The sequence below is a fragment of the Cellulomonas iranensis NBRC 101100 = JCM 18110 genome (genome assembly GCF_001552375.1).
GTDB classification, from domain to species: Bacteria; Actinomycetota; Actinomycetes; order Actinomycetales; family Cellulomonadaceae; genus Cellulomonas; species Cellulomonas iranensis.
This window is the reverse complement of sequence record NZ_BCRB01000032.1, coordinates 25,161-40,070: the sequence shown is the minus strand read 5'-3', so window position 1 is coordinate 40,070 and position 14,910 is coordinate 25,161. Positions and strand designations below refer to the sequence as shown.

General features: G+C 75.5%; 16 protein-coding genes and 1 tRNA gene. 12 read left to right on the top strand and 5 right to left on the bottom strand.

Going from position 1 to position 14,910, the window contains the following annotated elements; genetic code table 11:
- From CS2_RS08925 to CS2_RS08915, 3 genes are all read right to left on the bottom strand, one after another.
- On the bottom strand, positions 1 to 610 hold a 610-nt coding region (locus tag CS2_RS08925; RefSeq protein WP_156442063.1), incomplete at its 3' end, for an MFS transporter.
- A gap of 70 nt (positions 611 to 680) precedes the next feature.
- Positions 681 to 1,199, bottom strand: a complete 519-nt coding sequence (locus tag CS2_RS08920; protein WP_046530237.1) for a MarR family winged helix-turn-helix transcriptional regulator — start codon at positions 1,197 to 1,199, stop codon at positions 681 to 683.
- A 60-nt stretch (positions 1,200 to 1,259) separates the two neighbouring features.
- Positions 1,260 to 1,859 carry a TetR/AcrR family transcriptional regulator gene (locus tag CS2_RS08915; RefSeq protein ID WP_070319698.1) on the bottom strand — a complete coding sequence of 200 codons (600 nt, stop codon included), beginning with the start codon at positions 1,857 to 1,859 and terminating at the stop codon, positions 1,260 to 1,262.
- A gap of 144 nt (positions 1,860 to 2,003) precedes the next feature.
- Between CS2_RS08915 and CS2_RS08910 the strand changes: the two genes are divergently transcribed.
- Positions 2,004 to 2,075, top strand: a tRNA-Gln gene (locus tag CS2_RS08910).
- Positions 2,076 to 2,138: 63 nt separating this feature from the next.
- A complete protein-coding gene (locus CS2_RS08905; RefSeq protein ID WP_070319697.1) occupies positions 2,139 to 2,762 on the top strand; it encodes a nitroreductase/quinone reductase family protein in 624 nt (207 codons plus the stop codon).
- A gap of 28 nt (positions 2,763 to 2,790) precedes the next feature.
- On the opposite strand, the gene CS2_RS08900 is transcribed toward CS2_RS08905, so the two are convergent.
- A complete protein-coding gene (locus CS2_RS08900) occupies positions 2,791 to 3,621 on the bottom strand; it encodes an SAM-dependent methyltransferase (protein WP_070319696.1) in 831 nt (276 codons plus the stop codon).
- Between the two features lie 173 nt (positions 3,622 to 3,794).
- Here CS2_RS08900 and CS2_RS08895 point away from each other — a divergent pair, with 173 nt between their 5' ends.
- Genes CS2_RS08895 through CS2_RS08885 form a run of 3 tightly spaced genes read left to right on the top strand, consistent with a single transcriptional unit; the run spans position 3,795 to position 5,868 of the window.
- A complete protein-coding gene (locus CS2_RS08895; protein ID WP_070319695.1) occupies positions 3,795 to 4,238 on the top strand; it encodes a GntR family transcriptional regulator in 444 nt (147 codons plus the stop codon).
- On the top strand, positions 4,235 to 5,191 hold the full coding sequence (locus CS2_RS08890) for an ABC transporter ATP-binding protein (RefSeq protein ID WP_070319694.1): 957 nt from the start codon (positions 4,235 to 4,237) through the stop codon (positions 5,189 to 5,191). The genes CS2_RS08895 and CS2_RS08890 overlap by 4 nt, the downstream gene beginning before the upstream one ends.
- Positions 5,188 to 5,868, top strand: a complete 681-nt coding sequence (locus CS2_RS08885; RefSeq protein WP_070319693.1) for an ABC-2 transporter permease — start codon at positions 5,188 to 5,190, stop codon at positions 5,866 to 5,868. The genes CS2_RS08890 and CS2_RS08885 overlap by 4 nt, the downstream gene beginning before the upstream one ends.
- On the opposite strand, the gene CS2_RS08880 is transcribed toward CS2_RS08885, so the two are convergent.
- A complete protein-coding gene (locus CS2_RS08880; RefSeq protein WP_070319692.1) occupies positions 5,856 to 7,109 on the bottom strand; it encodes an MFS transporter in 1,254 nt (417 codons plus the stop codon). The genes CS2_RS08885 and CS2_RS08880 overlap by 13 nt on opposite strands.
- A gap of 149 nt (positions 7,110 to 7,258) precedes the next feature.
- On the opposite strand from CS2_RS08880, the gene glmU reads away from it, so the two are divergent.
- The 7 genes from glmU (at position 7,259) to CS2_RS08845 (ending at position 14,897) form a co-directional block, all read left to right on the top strand.
- Entirely contained in the window at positions 7,259 to 8,926 is a 1,668-nt protein-coding gene (glmU, locus tag CS2_RS08875; protein WP_046530243.1) for a bifunctional UDP-N-acetylglucosamine diphosphorylase/glucosamine-1-phosphate N-acetyltransferase GlmU, read from the top strand.
- A complete protein-coding gene (locus tag CS2_RS08870) occupies positions 8,923 to 9,906 on the top strand; it encodes a ribose-phosphate diphosphokinase (protein ID WP_046530244.1) in 984 nt (327 codons plus the stop codon). Before glmU ends, CS2_RS08870 begins: the two co-directional genes overlap by 4 nt.
- A 1-nt stretch (position 9,907) precedes the next feature.
- On the top strand, positions 9,908 to 10,558 hold the full coding sequence (locus CS2_RS08865) for an SIMPL domain-containing protein (RefSeq protein ID WP_070319691.1): 651 nt from the start codon (positions 9,908 to 9,910) through the stop codon (positions 10,556 to 10,558).
- 359 nt (positions 10,559 to 10,917) lie between these two features.
- Positions 10,918 to 11,535 (top strand): 50S ribosomal protein L25/general stress protein Ctc, encoded by a 618-nt coding sequence (locus tag CS2_RS08860; RefSeq protein ID WP_070319690.1) that lies wholly within the window; start codon positions 10,918 to 10,920, stop codon positions 11,533 to 11,535.
- An 88-nt stretch (positions 11,536 to 11,623) separates the two neighbouring features.
- The gene (gene pth, locus CS2_RS08855) at positions 11,624 to 12,241 is read left to right on the top strand and encodes an aminoacyl-tRNA hydrolase (protein ID WP_070319689.1); all 618 of its coding nucleotides are present in this window, start codon (positions 11,624 to 11,626) and stop codon (positions 12,239 to 12,241) included.
- A gap of 147 nt (positions 12,242 to 12,388) precedes the next feature.
- Positions 12,389 to 13,915 carry a sugar transferase gene (locus CS2_RS08850; protein WP_070319688.1) on the top strand — a complete coding sequence of 509 codons (1,527 nt, stop codon included), beginning with the start codon at positions 12,389 to 12,391 and terminating at the stop codon, positions 13,913 to 13,915.
- Positions 13,916 to 13,931: 16 nt separating this feature from the next.
- The gene (locus CS2_RS08845) at positions 13,932 to 14,897 is read left to right on the top strand and encodes a GDP-L-fucose synthase family protein (RefSeq protein WP_070319687.1); all 966 of its coding nucleotides are present in this window, start codon (positions 13,932 to 13,934) and stop codon (positions 14,895 to 14,897) included.
- The last annotated feature ends 13 nt before the right edge of the window (positions 14,898 to 14,910 follow it).

The following is a 14,910-nucleotide window of genomic DNA, read 5'->3' as shown; positions in this document are numbered from 1 at the left end:
CGGCGGCCACGGCGGCCGCCCGTGTCGCGGCCCGGCCGGTCGCGCGCCACGGGCCGTCGCCCGCCACGCGCAGCCACACGACGAGCGCGAGCAGCGCCAGCAGGCCCCACGCCGTGAGCGCCCAGCGCCACCCGACGAGCCCGGCGAGGGGTGCCGTGCCGAGCGTCGTGAGCCACGCGCCCGCGTTCATGACGGCCGAGTACAGGCCCATGACGCGCGGCACGTGGGTCGGGAAGTCGCGCGCGACGACCACGGGCACCCCGACGTTCCCCACGGTGATCGCCGCGCCGACGACGACGGTCCCCACGAACGCGCCGGGCACGCCGCCGAACGAGCGCAGCAGCGTGCCGCCGAGGATCGCGAGCAGCGCGAGCGCGAGCATCCGGGTCGTGCCCGCGCGCCCGAGCGCGAGCGCGGCGAGCGGCGTGAGCGTCGCGAAGCACAGCACGCCGAGCCCCGTGAGCAGCCCCGCGGCCGACGACGTGAGGCCGAGCGTCCCGGCGACCTGGTCGATCACGGGGGCGGGCGCCACGAGCGGTCCGCGCAGCGTCAGGGCGACGAGCAGCAGCGCCCCGAGCAGCGCACCGCCCGCGCGGGCGCGGGCGCTCACGGTCGCGGCGCCGCGACGGGCGTGCTCGTGGCGGGGCGGGTCGTGACGCGCGGGCGGCGGCCCTGCGCCGTCACGACGCGTCGAAGAGCGTGAGGACGTCGCGCAGCAGCGACGCGAGCCGCTCGCGGTCCGCCTCGGGCAGGTCGCCGATGAGGCCGCGCTCGACGTCGAGCAGGTCGGCGAACGCCTCGTCGACGCGCCGCAGCCCGGCGGGCGTGAGCTGCACGAGCACGCCGCGCCGGTCGTCGGGCGACGGCTGGCGCTCGACCAGCCCGTGCTGCACGAGCCGGTCGATCCGGTTGGTCATGGTGCCGCTCGTGACGAGCGTCTGCGTGAGCAGCGCCCCCGGCGACAGGCGGTAGGGCGCACCGGCGCGCCGCAGTGCGGCGAGCACGTCGAACTCCCACGTCTCGAGGCCGTGCCGCGCGAACGCGCCGCGCCGCGCGAGGTCGAGGTGCCGCGCGAGGCGGCTGACGCGCGACAGCACGGTGAGGGGCCGCACGTCGAGGTCCGGCCGCTCGTGCTGCCACGCGAGCACGATGCGGTCGACCTCGTCGCGCGGGGTCCCGTCGTCGTGCGGCTCGGCCATGGTCGGAAGATTAGTCGTCGTCGAGAGACCTGCGTCGCGTGCCGCGCCGGGGCGGTCGCGTCAGGGCTGGCGCGTCAGCGCGGGGCGGCGCTCGAGGCCCTCGAGGCCGTTCCACGCGAGGTTGACCAGGTGCGCCGCGACCTCGGCCTTCTTGGGGCTGCGGGCGTCGAGCCACCACTGCCCGGTGAGCGCGACCATGCCGACGAGCATCTGCGCGTACATCGGTGCGGTGCGCGGGTCGAGCGCCTGCTTCTTGAACTGCGCCGCGAGCAGGTGCTCGACCTGCGACGCGACGTCGCCGATGAGCGACGAGAACGTGCCGGTGGCCTGCGCGACGGGCGAGTCGCGCACGAGGATCCGGAACCCGTCCTCGGACTCCTCGATGTACGTCAGCAGCGCGAGCGCGGTGCGCTCGACCATGACCTTGGGGTGGCCGCCCTCCTCGAGCGCGTCCGTGAGCGCGCCGGTGAGCGTCTGGATCTCGCGGTCGACGACGACCGCGTAGATGCCCTCCTTGCCGCCGAAGTGCTCGTACACGACGGGCTTGGAGACCTCGGCGCGGGCCGCGATCTCCTCGACGCTCGTGTTGTCGAACCCCTTCTCGGCGAAGAGCCGCCGCGACACGTCGAGCAGCTGCGCGCGGCGCTGGGTCCCGGTCATGCGCGCGCGTGTCGCCCGCTTCGAGTCGGAGGCCATCGGGCCAGTGTGCCGTGCCGCGCGCCTGCGCGGGGGGACGTCCGTGCGCCGCGGTCGCGTCCGGTCCGGCGCACCGGGGCGACCGCGCCTGGCAGACTGGGCCGCCGGTCCGCCCTGGTGTAACGGCAGCACGCAGGCCTTTGGAGCCTTGCGGTCCAGGTTCGAATCCTGGGGGCGGAGCCCGGTGCGGCGGGTGACCTCCGTCCCCTGCCACGGCCGGTCCCGCCTCCCTAGCGTGGACGCATGAGCGACCCGTTGCCGTACGGCCCCGTCCTCGCACGCCTCGCGGAGCCGCTGCGCCGCGGCTTCCTGGTGGTGAACCGACGCGTCGCGGCGCCCCTCCTGCGCCGGGGCGGTGGTGTGCTGCTCGCGACGCCGCTGGCGGGGTCGATCCTGCTGCTGGCGACGCGTGGCCGCGTGAGCGGGGAGCGTCGGGAGGTGCCGCTGTGCTACGCGGTGGTCGACGGCGCCGTGGTCGTCGTGGCCGGGTACGGGCACGCGGCGCAGTGGTACCGGAACGCCGTCGCGCACCCCGAGGTCGAGGTCACGCTGCCGGGTGCGGCGTTCGCGGGGCGCGCGGTCGAGGTGGTCGACGACGACGCGCGCGTGCGCGCGATGCGCGTGGTCGCGGCGTCGATGGGCGTGGCGGGCCGCTCGACGCTCGGCGACGTGGCCGCGATGCCGGACGACGAGGTGCTGGCGCTCGCGCGCACGCTGCCGATGCTCGCGATCACGCCGACCGCGGTGCTGCCCGGACCGTTCGACCCGGGCGGCGCGGCGACGCGTGCGGTGCTCGCGGCGTGGCTCGCGCTGCCGCTGGTGCCGCTCGTGGGGCGGGCGGTGCGGGCGTGGCGCCGCCGGGGCTGACGCCACGGCCGCACCGCGAGGAGAGCCGTCAGGCGCGCCGCGCGAGCACGGCGAACGTGGGGGACGTCGGGTCGTGGGGCGCGCCCGCGACGTCGCCCAGCACGTCGTGCGCGACGAAGCCGGCGGCCCGCAGCTCGTCGCCGACCTCGTGCGGCGTGAGGCACTGCATCCAGTTCCAGAACACGCGCGTCGTGCGTGCGGTGCGGATCGTGTACCGGTCGAGCACGAGCCGCAGCCCGGGGTACGTGAACGTCTCGTGCGTCCCGTCGTAGGGCTCGGCGGACCAGAAGCCGCCCATGAGCCCGGGCGCGGTGGTGCTGCCCTCGCGCACGGTCGCGAAGCGGGCCGCGCTCGTGACGTCGAGCAGCAGCCGACCGCCGGGCCGCAGCGCGCCGTGGACGCGCGCGAGGAGGGTGGCGCGCTGGTCGGGGCTCAGCACGCTGTAGTCCTCGAAGACCAGGATCGCTGCGTCGTGGCCGTCGCCCAGGTCGGTCCCGGGGTCGAGGTAGCTGCCGTGCCGGAGCTCGACGGGCAGGTCGTCGCGGCGGGCGACGGCGCGCGCGTGCGCGAGCGACCGGGACGCGACGTCGACGCCGAGCACGCGCACGCCGGCACGGGCGACGCGCTCGGCGTACAGCCCCGGCCCGCAGCCGAGGTCGAGCAGCCGGTCGCCGGGCGAGAGGCCCAGCGCGGGGACGAGCCAGGCGGCGGACCGGTCGACGAACGCGTGCGGGCGCGACGCGAGCGGGGACAGCGGGTCGAGGTGCGCGGCGAGCATCTGCGCCGAGACGTGGGGGTCGTCCCACAGCGCGGGGGCGGTGTAGGCGCAGAAGGGGGTGGGGCGGGCAGGGGTGGTCACGGGTGCTCCTGGGGTCGACGACGGTCGCCGCGGCGGGCGGCGGGGCGGGCGGGTCGTCAGGAGCGCACGACGACGACGCTAGCGCGCGGCGGGGGCCGTCGGCCGGGACCGTGCGGCTTGACGCACCGGCGCTCTACTGTTCATAGTGTCTATACACAGTAGGAGGTGGTGGCGTGCGGATCGTCGTCTCGAACAACGCGGACGTGCCCCTGTACGAGCAGGTCGCGCAGCAGGTCAAGGCCGCGATCCTGCGCGGCGAGCTCGAGGACGGCGCCGCGCTGCCCTCGGTGCGCGGCCTCGCGCGGGACCTGCGGATCTCGGTCATCACGACCACGCGGGCGTACGCCGAGCTCGCCGCCGAGGGGTTCATCACCAACGTGCCCGGCAAGGGCGCGTTCGTGCTCCCCGTCGACTCCGACCTCGTGCGCGAGCAGCTGCTGCGACGCGTCGAGGACGGCCTGGCCACCGCGATCGACGCCGCGCGGCTCGCGCGGCTCGGCCGCGACGACCTCGTCGAGATGCTCGACGCGCTGCTCGCGGGCGACACCGACGCCGCGGGCCCGCCCGCCGGGACCGGGCGACCCGCCGGTGCCGCACGGACGGCGGCCCACCGGTGACCGGCCCCGCGGCGACCCCGGCCCCCGCCGGTGCCGCGCCGCTCGCGCTCGCGCTGCGCGGCGTCACCGTCGACCTCGGCGGCTTCGCGCTGCGCGACGTCGACCTCGCGCTCCCCACCGGCTACGTCATGGGCCTCGTCGGCCCCAACGGCGCCGGCAAGACCACCCTCATCCGCACGCTGCTGGGCATGTGGACCGCGTCCGCCGGCACGGTCGAGGTGCTGGGGCACGCGCTGCCCGCGCCCGTCGCGCTGCGCCAGGAGATCGGCATCGTGCTCGACCGCCCCGCGCTCGTCGAGGACTGGCGCCTCGACGACGTCGCGACGGCGCTGCGCCCGTTCTACGCGCGCTGGGACGACGACCGGTTCGCGACGCTGCTGCGCACGTTCCGGCTCGACCGCCGCGCGCGCGTCAAGGAGCTGTCGCGCGGCATGACGATGAAGCTGCAGATCGCCGTCGCGCTGTCGCACGACGCGCGTCTGCTGCTGCTGGACGAGCCGACCAGCGGCCTCGACCCCGTCGCGCGCGACGAGCTCGTCGGCATCCTCGGCGACTACCTCGTCGACGACGCGCGCAGCGTGCTGTTCTCGACGCACATCACGGCCGACCTCGAGCGGATCGCCGACCACCTCACGGTGCTGAGCGGCGGGCGCGTCGTGCGCAGCGGCACGCGTGACGACGTGCTCGACGCGTACTGCCTGGTCCGCGGCGACGACGACGAGCTCCCGGCCGACGGGATCGTGCCGCTGCACGGCGCGCGCCACACGCCCGTGGGGGTCGAGGCCCTCGTCGCGACCGACGACGTGCCGCTGCTCGGCCCGGGCGTGCTGGTCGAGCGGCCCACGCTCGACCAGATCGTCGTGCACCTCGGCGGCACGCCGCCGCCCGTCGACCCCGACCCGCCCGCACCCGCCCGCCGCCGCGGCCTGCTCGCCTCGCGGGGCTGGTCGTGAGCGCCGCGGCCGCCGCGCTGCGGCTCGACGTCATGACGGTGCGCCCCTACACGCGCCAGCTGCTCATGGTGCTGGGCGCGATGGGCGTGCTGGTGGTCATCGGCCCGCCGGCGGTCGGCCTCATGGCGGGCGCCGTGTTCGCCGCGGTCGTCGCGGCGTACCCGTTCGCGGTCGAGGACAAGAACGACCTCGGCACGCTGCACGCGTCGCTGCCCGTGCAGCGCGGCACCCTCGTGCTCGCGCGCTACGTGCTGTCGCTGCTGACGTACCTGGTCGCGACGGTGGCGGCCACGGTCCTCGCGGTCGCGTGGTCGACCACCGGGGACGCGGTCGTCACGGCCGGCGAGCTCGGGCTCGTCGCCACGGCGGGGTTCGTCACGTACGCGCTGCTCGTCGGGATCCAGCTGCCCGTGTACTACGCGGTCGGCTACACGCGCGGGCGGCTGCTGGGCTACGTCCCGATCATGCTCCTGTCGGCCGGCGGCGCCGCGCTGGGGGCGTCGGGCGAGGTCGACCTGGGTGGGCTCGTCGAGCCGGCCGAGCGGCACCCCGGGCTCGTCGTCGGCCTCGCGGTCCTGGGCGGCGCGACGGCGCTCGTGCTCTCGGCGCTCGCGTCGTGGCGGCTCGACCGGCGGCGCACCGCGCGCGTGTCCGCGGGCGCGCGTCAGGCCGGCTGACCCTGCCGGTCGCCCGCGGCGGCGCGGCCCGACACCAGCACGGTGACGGCGAACGCCGCGGGCACGACGGCCATGAGCAGCAGACCCGCGCGCAGCCCGCTGCCGGAGTCGGGCGGCAGGGCCGCCGCGAGCCCGTCCAGCGGTCCGTCGGTCAGGCCCGCGAGCACGCCCGCGCCCAGCGGCCCGAGCGTGCCGCCCGCGTCGCCCGCGAGCGCGAGCAGCGCGAACATCGCGGCACCGCCGAGCGGGAACCGCGCGGACGTCAGCGAGAACGTGCCGGGCCACAGCAGCGCGACCGCGAGGCCGCACAGCGCGCACGCGACCAGGCTGACGACCGGCACGGTCGCGGTCGCCGCGACGACGTAGCAGACGGCGGCGCCCGCACCCGAGGCGGCGAGCAGCGGGCGCAGCGGCACGCCGTGGCCCCACATCCCGTACGCGAACCGCCCCAGGCCCATCAGCAGCGCGAACAGGCCCGGCCCCAGCAGGTCGCCGACCTCCTTGGGCACGCCCGTGCCCTGCTCGGCGAAGAACGACGACCACTGCGCGATCGTCAGCTCGGCCGCGCCGCCCGTCGTCATGAGCACGAGCGCCGCGAGGAACAGCGGCGTCCCGAGCAGGCGGCGCACGGGCGTGCGGTGCTCGTCGGGGACCGTGGCCGGCATCGGCACGCGCAGCAGCACCACGAGGTTCGCGAGCGGCACGAGCGCCCACAGCACGGGCAGCAGCGCCCACCGGTCCGTGCCCAGCGCGGCGAGCAGCACCGTGGTGCCCACCACGACCGCGAGCTGACCCCAGCAGTAGAACGAGTGCAGCAGCGCCATGCCCGCGGCCTTCGACCCCTGCGGCGACGGCAGGTGCTCGACGACGGGCGACACCAGCACCTCCAGCAGCCCGCCGCCGACGCCGTACACGACGACGGCGACGCACAGCCCGAGGAACGGCGACGGCAGCGCCGCCGGCAGCACCGCGAGCAGCACGAGGCCCGCCGCCGCGAGCACGTGCGCGAGCACCAGCGGACGGCGGTACCCGATCCGGTCGACCACCCGCATCGCGACGAGGTCGGTGGCGAGCTGCACGCCGAAGTTCAGCGCCGCGAGCGCCCCCAGCTGCGCGACCGGCACGTCGAACGCGGTGTGGAACACGACGAACAGCAGGGGCGCCAGGTTGTTGACGACCGCCTGCACGACGTACCCCGCGTAGGCGGAGCGGCGGGTGGCGGTGAACGTGAGGGACGGCACGCGGGTCCTCGCAGGCGGCGGCGGCACGGGGCGGGCGTCACTCTGCCACGCGTCGCGAACGGTCGGGTCGCGCACCGCGGCGGCGGTAGAGTCGCTCCACGGCAGACCAAGTGCCCGTCCACCGGGCAGACCCGCGAGGAGCACCCCTGGTGACCGTCCCCCGCCCAGCCGCCGTCGTCGTCCTCGCTGCGGGTGAAGGAACCCGCATGCGGTCCGCGACCCCCAAGGTCCTGCACGAGCTGGGCGGTCGCAGCATGGTCGGGCACGCGCTCGCCGCCGCGCGCGCGCTCGAGCCGGGCCGCGTCGCCGTGGTCGTGCGGCACGAGCGCGAGCGGGTCGCGGCGCACGTGCTCGAGGTCGACGCGGACGCGCTGCTCGTCGACCAGGACGACGTGCCGGGCACGGGTCGTGCGGTGCAGGTCGCGATGACCGCGCTCGACGCGGCCGCGCAGGCCGCGACCGCCGACGTCGTCGCCGCGGGGCACGACGTGGGCGGTGCCGCGGCGGGCTCGGTGCTCGACGGCGCGGTCGTCGTCGTCGCGGGCGACGTGCCGCTGCTGGACGCGGGCACGCTCGAGCAGATGCTCGCGGCGCACGCGGCCGACGGCAACGCGGTCACGGTCCTGACGACCGAGGTGCCGGACCCGACGGGCTACGGCCGGATCCTGCGCGAGCCGGGCACGGGCGACGTGCTCGGGATCGTCGAGGAGAAGGACGCGACCGACGAGCAGCGCGCGGTCGCCGAGATCAACACGTCGGTCTACGTGTTCGACGCGGCCGTGCTGCGCAGCGCGCTCGCGCGGCTGGGCCGCGACAACGCGCAGGGCGAGGTGTACCTGACCGACGTGCTCGCGATCGCGCGCGGCGACGGCGGGCGCGTGCGCGCGCTGCGGACCGACGACCGGCTGAGCGTCGAGGGCGTCAACGACCGCGTGCAGCTCGCGGTGCTGCGGGCCGAGCTCAACCGCCGCCTCCTCGAGGACTGGATGCGTGCGGGCGTCACGGTCGTCGACCCGGCGACCACGTGGGTCGACGTCGACGTCGACCTCGCGCGGGACGTCACGCTGCTGCCCAACGTGCAGCTGCACGGCGCGACGAGCATCGGCGAGGGCGCCACGATCGGCCCCGACACGACGCTCACGGACGTCGAGGTGCGCGCCGGTGCGACCGTCGTGCGCACGCACGGCTCGCTGTCGGTCGTCGGCGAGGGCGCGACGGTCGGCCCGTTCGCCTACCTGCGGCCGGGCACCGAGCTCGGCGCCGACGGCAAGATCGGCACGTTCGTCGAGACCAAGAACACGCAGATCGGCACGGGCTCGAAGATCCCGCACCTGTCGTACGTGGGCGACGCGACGATCGGCGAGCACTCGAACATCGGCGCCGCGTCGGTGACCGTCAACTACGACGGCGTCAACAAGCACCGCACGGTGATCGGCTCGCACGCCCGCACCGGCTCGGACAACATGTTCGTCGCCCCCGTGGTCGTGGGCGACGGCGCGTACACGGGCGCCGGCACGGTCGTCCGGCGCGACGTGCCCCCGGGGGCGCTCGCGGTGAGCGCGGGCTCGCAGCGCAACATCGAGGGCTGGGTGCAGCGCTCGCGCGCCGGCACCGCCGCCGCCGAGGCGGCCGCGAAGGCGCGCGGCACGCGCGACGTCGCGGGCCTGTCGCCCCAGGCGCGCGCCGAGCGCGAGCGCGCGGCGACCGCGGCGATCCCCGTGACGCCGCCCCCGCACCTGCCCGGGCAGCCGGCGCAGCTGGACGACCCGACCGACGCACCGGCGGGCGGCACGACGAACGAGGACGGGACGCGATGACCGGCATCATCAGCCACGACGGGGAGAAGCGCCTGGTCCTGGCGTCGGGGCGCGCGCACCCGGAGCTCGCGAAGGACGTGGCCGACCACCTCGGCATCGAGCTGCTCCCGACCGACGCGTACGACTTCGCGAACGGCGAGATCTACGTGCGGTTCGGGGAGTCGGTGCGTGGCGCCGACGCGTTCGTGCTGCAGTCGCACTGCTCGCCGATCAACCAGTGGCTCATGGAGCAGCTGCTCATGATCGACGCGATGAAGCGTGCGTCGGCCAAGACGATCACCGTGATCGCGCCGTTCTACCCGTACGCGCGGCAGGACAAGAAGCACCGCGGGCGCGAGCCGATCTCGGCGCGCCTGGTCAGCGACCTGTTCAAGACCGCGGGCGCCGACCGGATCATGAGCGTCGACCTGCACGCCGCGCAGACGCAGGGCTTCTTCGACGGGCCGGTCGACCACCTGTGGGCGCAGCCGATCCTCGTGGAGTACGTGCGCACGCGCGTCGACACCTCGAACGTCACGGTCGTGTCGCCCGACGCCGGGCGCATCCGCGTCGCCGAGCAGTGGGCCGCCAAGCTCGGCGGGGGACCGCTCGCGTTCGTGCACAAGACGCGCGACATCCGCAGCCCCAACAAGGCCGTCGCCAACCGCGTGGTCGGCGACGTCGAGGGCAAGAGCTGCGTGATCGTCGACGACCTCATCGACACCGCGGGCACCATCGCGGGCGCCGTGCGCGTGGTCCTCGAGGCCGGTGCGAAGGACGTCATCGTGGCCGCGACGCACGGCGTGCTGTCCGACCCGGCGGTCGAGCGGCTGCAGGAGTGCGGCGCGCGCGAGGTGATCATCACCGACACGCTGCCGGTCGCCGAGGAGCGCCGCTTCCCGCAGCTCACGGTGCTGTCGATCGCGCCGCTGCTGGCGCGCGCGATCCGCGAGGTCTTCGACGACGGCTCGGTGACGTCGCTGTTCGACGGGAACGCCTGACATGACGGGCCCCGCGCACGGCACCGACGCCCCCGGCGGCGTGACCGTGCGCGGGTCCGGCGCGGCCGACGCCGTGCCGGACGTGGTCCTCGCGGACCTCGCGACCGAGGTCCGCGACCGGGACGTGGCGGTCGCGCTGCGCGACGCGACGACCGCGCTCGCGGCCGTCCGCGCCGCGCTGCGTGCCGCGGGCGTCGACGACCGCGCGGTGCGGACGGGCGACGTCGCGACCTGGACCGAGCAGGACGGTCCGGACGGCGACCTGCGGGTCGTGGCACGGATGGGGGTCGTCGTGACGCTGCGCGACACCGCGACCGCGGGCGACGTCGTGGGTGCGGCGCTGGCCGCGGGCGGACCGGCGGTGCGCCTGGGGGGCCTGCGGCTCGTGGTGGCCGACCCGGCTCCCGCGCACGCCCTCGCGCGCGAGGCCGCGTGGCAGGACGCGCACGAGAAGGCGACGCACCTCGCGGCCCTCGCCGGCCGGCCGCTGGGGGACGTGCGCTGGGTGCACGAGGGCGACCCGGCCGGGGGAGAGGTGCCGCGGTTCGCGCGCGCGCTCGGCGCCGACGCGTTCGCGCTCCCGGTGGACCCCGGCGAGCAGTCCGTGCGCGCCACGGTCACCGTGCGCTGGGACTGGGGCGACGGCACCTGACGGCACGTGGCGGCCCCTGAGGGCACCTGACGGCACCGCTCGGGTGACGGGGCGCACGTCCGCGACCGCCTCGGCGGGGTTCGAGGTCCCGGCCCGCGTCCGCTAGGATCGTCCGGTTGCCTCGGCGAGGGACGACGGACGGTCGACCCGGAAGCACCATCTCCGGAACGGCCCCCGGCTCCGTGATCGACTGGGTGGTCGCCTCCGTGTGCGTCCAGGTCCCCGTCCTGCGCCCCGCGTCGAGGCCACCGGGCCCCGTGCCCGACCACCCGAGGAGCCCCGCTCCTGCGGGTCCACCGACTGCCAGACCCCGCGCCCGCGGCACTCCGCGGCGCCACCGGAACGCCTGAGGAGCAGCAGTGTCCGAGATCAAGCTCGTCGCCACCGCCCGTACCGAGTTCGGCAAGGGCGCGGCGCGCCGCATCCGCCGTGCGCACCAGATCCCCGCGGTGCTCTACGGGCACGGCACCAAGCCGCTGCACGTGACGCTGCCGGGCCACGAGACGATGCTCTCGCTCAAGAACTCGAACGCGCTGTACTCGATCGAGCTCGACGGCAAGGAGACCCTCGCGATCGTCAAGGACGTCCAGCGCGACGTCGTGCGCCAGGTCATCGAGCACGTCGACCTGCTCATCGTGAAGAAGGGCGAGAAGGTCGCCGTCGACGTGCCCGTCACGATCGTCGGCGAGTCGGCGCCCGGCACGATCCACGTCGTCGAGACGCAGAACCTGTCGCTCGAGGCCGAGGCCACCCACCTGCCGCAGCACGTCGAGGTCTCGATCGAGGGCCTCGAGGGTGGCTCGGCCGTCACGGCCGGCGAGGTCACGCTGCCGACGGGCACGACGCTCGTCACCGACGCCGAGATCGTCGTCGTCACGGTCACCGTGCCGCAGGCGTCGGCCGCCGACGTGGCCGCCGAGGAGGCCGCCGCCGAGCTCGCCGCCGAGCAGTCGGCCGCGTCCGCCAGCGAGGCCTGAGCACCGCAGCTCCCCGCGACGCCCGGCACCGTGCACGGTGCCGGGCGTCGTCGTACCCCCACCACCGGCACCCCTGGAGGACCCCACCGTGAGCGACGGACCCTGGCTCGTCGTCGGCCTCGGCAACCCCGGCGCGCAGTACGCGGGCAACCGGCACAACGTGGGCCAGATGGTGCTCGACGAGCTCGCGCGCCGCACGGGGGCCTCGTTCTCCTCGCGCGGCGGCCTGCTGGGCCGGCGCCCGCAGGCCGTGTCGGCCGACGTGCGCCTCGGCACCCTGCCGGGCGGTGCGCCCGGCCCGCGCGTCGTCCTCGCCAAGCCCACGACGTACATGAACGTGTCGGGCGGTCCCGTGGCGGCGCTCGCGCGCTACCACGACGTGCCGGTCGAGCGGGTCGTCATGGTGCACGACGAGCTCGACATCCCGTTCGCGGACGTCCGCCTCAAGCGCGGCGGCGGTGAGGGCGGCCACAACGGCCTGCGCGACACGTCCAAGGCGCTCGGCTCGAAGGACTACGTGCGCGTGCGGGTGGGCGTCGGGCGCCCTCCGGGCCGGCAGGACCCGGCGGACTTCGTGCTCAAGGACTTCTCCGGCCCCGAGAAGAAGGACCTGCCGTGGCTCGTGGACCGCGCGGCCGACGCCGTCGAGGCGGTCGTGCTCGAGGGCCTCGAGGCGGCGCAGCTGCGGTTCCACACGAAGGTCTGACGGTCGTTCGCCTGCCGGTCACCCGATGCACACCCGCACAAGGGTGACATCACCGCCCGAAGAGGGTGAAATCGGACGTTAACCCCCAATCACCCCGAAAGGGGCGATTAGCCTCTCGTCATCACGCTAGCGGACCACGGGGGAGCCATGACACTGACGGCGGGCGAACGGGTCTGGGGCGACCAGGGGGACGACCGGCGCGGACGGGCTCTCGAGCCCCGTCGGTCGTGGGCGTCCTCCGAGCCCTTCGTCCGGCGGCGCACCGTCCTCAACTCCGACCCCCTCGCGCAGGCCGACGGCTGGCGCGCCGTGCGCGTGCGCCACGCCCTCGCCGTCGCGGGCGGCGACGCGACCGTCGTCGGTACGACGACCGCCGTCGTGTACCGCGTGCACTCCGGGCTGCTGGAGTCGCTCGTCGTCGCCGGCGTCGCCGCGGCGGCGTTCGTCCTCCTGGTCGCGTTCGGCGGCGGGTACGGCCGCCGGCAGACCGGCGACGGGCCCGGCGAGTTCCAGGTCGCGCTGCGCGCCGCCCTCGCGTTCGTCGTCGCGCTCATCCTGCTCGGGTACGTGTTCCGGCTCGACGTGCCCCGCAGCTACGTGCTCGTCGGCGTGCCGGTCGCGCTCGCGCTCACGTGGTGCGTGCGCCTCGTCGCGCAGCGCCGGCTGCGGCGCCGCCGCGCGCTCGGCCACGCGATGCAGCGCACCGTGGTCGTCGGCGACCCGTTCGCGGCCGGCAGGCTCGTGCGCGACCTCTCGCGCGCGCCGCACCACGGGTACCGCATCGACGGCGTGTGCCTGCCGTCGGTCGACCTCGCGCACCAGGTCGCCGGGGTGCCGGTGCTCGGCGCGGTCGCGGACGTGGTCCAGGTCGTCGCGGACCGCGGCGCCGAGGTGGTGCTCGTGACGGGCTCGTGCCTCTCGGGCGAGGCGCTGCGGCGGCTGTCCTGGGCGCTGTCGCGCGCCGGTGCGCGGCTCGTGGTCGTGCCCGACCTCGTCGAGGTCGCGGGCCCGCGGCTCACGGTCCGCCCGGCCGTCGGGCTCTCGCTGCTCGAGGTCGAGGTCGGTGCGCCCCGCGGGCGGCTGCTGCTCAAGCAGGCCATGGACGCCACGATGGCCGGTGCCGCGCTCGTCGTGCTGTCGCCCGTGCTGCTCGTCGCCGCGGCCGCGGTCGCGCTGACGTCGCCCGGCGGGGCGGTCTACCGTCAGACCCGTGTGGGCCGCGACGGCACGACGTTCACGATGTACAAGCTGCGCACGATGTACCGCGACGCCGACGAGCGGCGCGCCGCGCTGCTCGCGTCGGGCCACCGCGACGGCGTGCTGTTCAAGATGGCCGACGACCCGCGCGTGACCCCGGTGGGGCGCGTGCTGCGCCGGTTCTCGATCGACGAGCTGCCCCAGCTGCTCAACATCGTGCGCGGCGAGATGGCGGTCGTGGGGCCGCGTCCGCCGCTGCTCGAGGAGGTCGCGGTGTACCCCGACGAGGTGCAGCGCCGTCTGCACGTCAAGCCCGGCCTCACGGGGCTGTGGCAGGTCAGCGGGCGCTCCGACCTGTCGTGGGAGGAGTCCGTGCGGCTCGACCTGCGGTACGTCGACAACTGGTCCGTCGCGATGGACATGCTGATCATCTGGAAGACCGCGCGTGCCGTGCTCACGGGCGCCGGCGCGTACTGACACCGACAGGAGCACCATGACGACCTTCACCCCCGGACCGCTCGACCGTGACGACCGGGTGTGGGTCGCGGGTCACCGCGGCCTCGTCGGGTCCGCCGTCTGGCGTCGGCTGCGCGCGGCCGGCTTCACCGACCTCGTCGGTCTGCCCTCCGGCCAGCTCGACCTGCGCGACGCCGCGCGCGTCGAGGAGTTCGTCGACGCGACGCGCCCGCGGCACGTGGTGCTCGCGGCCGCGCGCGTCGGCGGCATCTGGGCCAACGCGCAGCAGCCGGTCGACTTCCTGTCCGACAACGTGCGCATCCAGGTGAACGTGCTCGACGCCGCGCGGCGCGCGGGCGTCGAGCGGCTGCTGCTGCTCGGGTCGTCGTGCATCTACCCGCGGCTCGCGCCGCAGCCGATCCCCGAGGAGGCGCTGCTCACGGGGCCCCTCGAGCGCACCAACGACGCGTACGCCATCGCGAAGATCACGGGGATCCTGCACGTGCAGGCCGTGCGTCGGCAGTACGGCCTGCCGTGGATCAGCGCCATGCCGTCGAACCTGTACGGCCCGGGCGACAACTTCTCGCCGACGGGCTCGCACGTGCTGCCCGCGCTCGTGCGCCGGTACGACGAGGCCGCGCGCACGGGGGCGCCGACGGTCACCAACTGGGGGACGGGCGAACCGCGCCGGGAGATGCTGCACGTCGACGACCTCGCGGACGCCGTCCTGCACCTGCTCGAGCACTACGACGACGACCTGCACGTGAACGTCGGCACGGGGACCGACGTGACGATCCGCGAGCTCGCCGGCCTGGTCGCGAGCAGCACGGGCTTCACCGGCGAGACCCGGTGGGACGACTCGAAGCCCGACGGCACGCCGCGCAAGGTGCTCGACGTGGGTCGGCTGCACGCGACGGGCTGGCGTGCGCGCATCGGCCTCGCCGAGGGCGTCGAGAGCACCGTCGCGTGGTACCGCGAGCAGGCCGGGGCCGTCCGCGTCTGACGTGTCTCGGGTG

What these genes read in the sequence shown, in the direction of transcription:
- CS2_RS08865 (WP_070319691.1), top strand. Translation starts at nt 9,908, where the DNA reads ATGACGGGCCCCGCGCACGGCACCGACGCCCCCGGCGGCGTGACCGTG.
- CS2_RS08920 (WP_046530237.1), bottom strand. Translation starts at nt 1,199, where the DNA reads ATGGCCGAGCCGCACGACGACGGGACCCCGCGCGACGAGGTCGACCGC.
- CS2_RS08915 (WP_070319698.1), bottom strand. Translation starts at nt 1,859, where the DNA reads ATGACCGGGACCCAGCGCCGCGCGCAGCTGCTCGACGTGTCGCGGCGG.
- CS2_RS08870 (WP_046530244.1), top strand. Translation starts at nt 8,923, where the DNA reads ATGACCGGCATCATCAGCCACGACGGGGAGAAGCGCCTGGTCCTGGCG.
- CS2_RS08845 (WP_070319687.1), top strand. Translation starts at nt 13,932, where the DNA reads ATGACGACCTTCACCCCCGGACCGCTCGACCGTGACGACCGGGTGTGG.
- CS2_RS08905 (WP_070319697.1), top strand. Translation starts at nt 2,139, where the DNA reads ATGAGCGACCCGTTGCCGTACGGCCCCGTCCTCGCACGCCTCGCGGAG.
- CS2_RS08850 (WP_070319688.1), top strand. Translation starts at nt 12,389, where the DNA reads ATGACACTGACGGCGGGCGAACGGGTCTGGGGCGACCAGGGGGACGAC.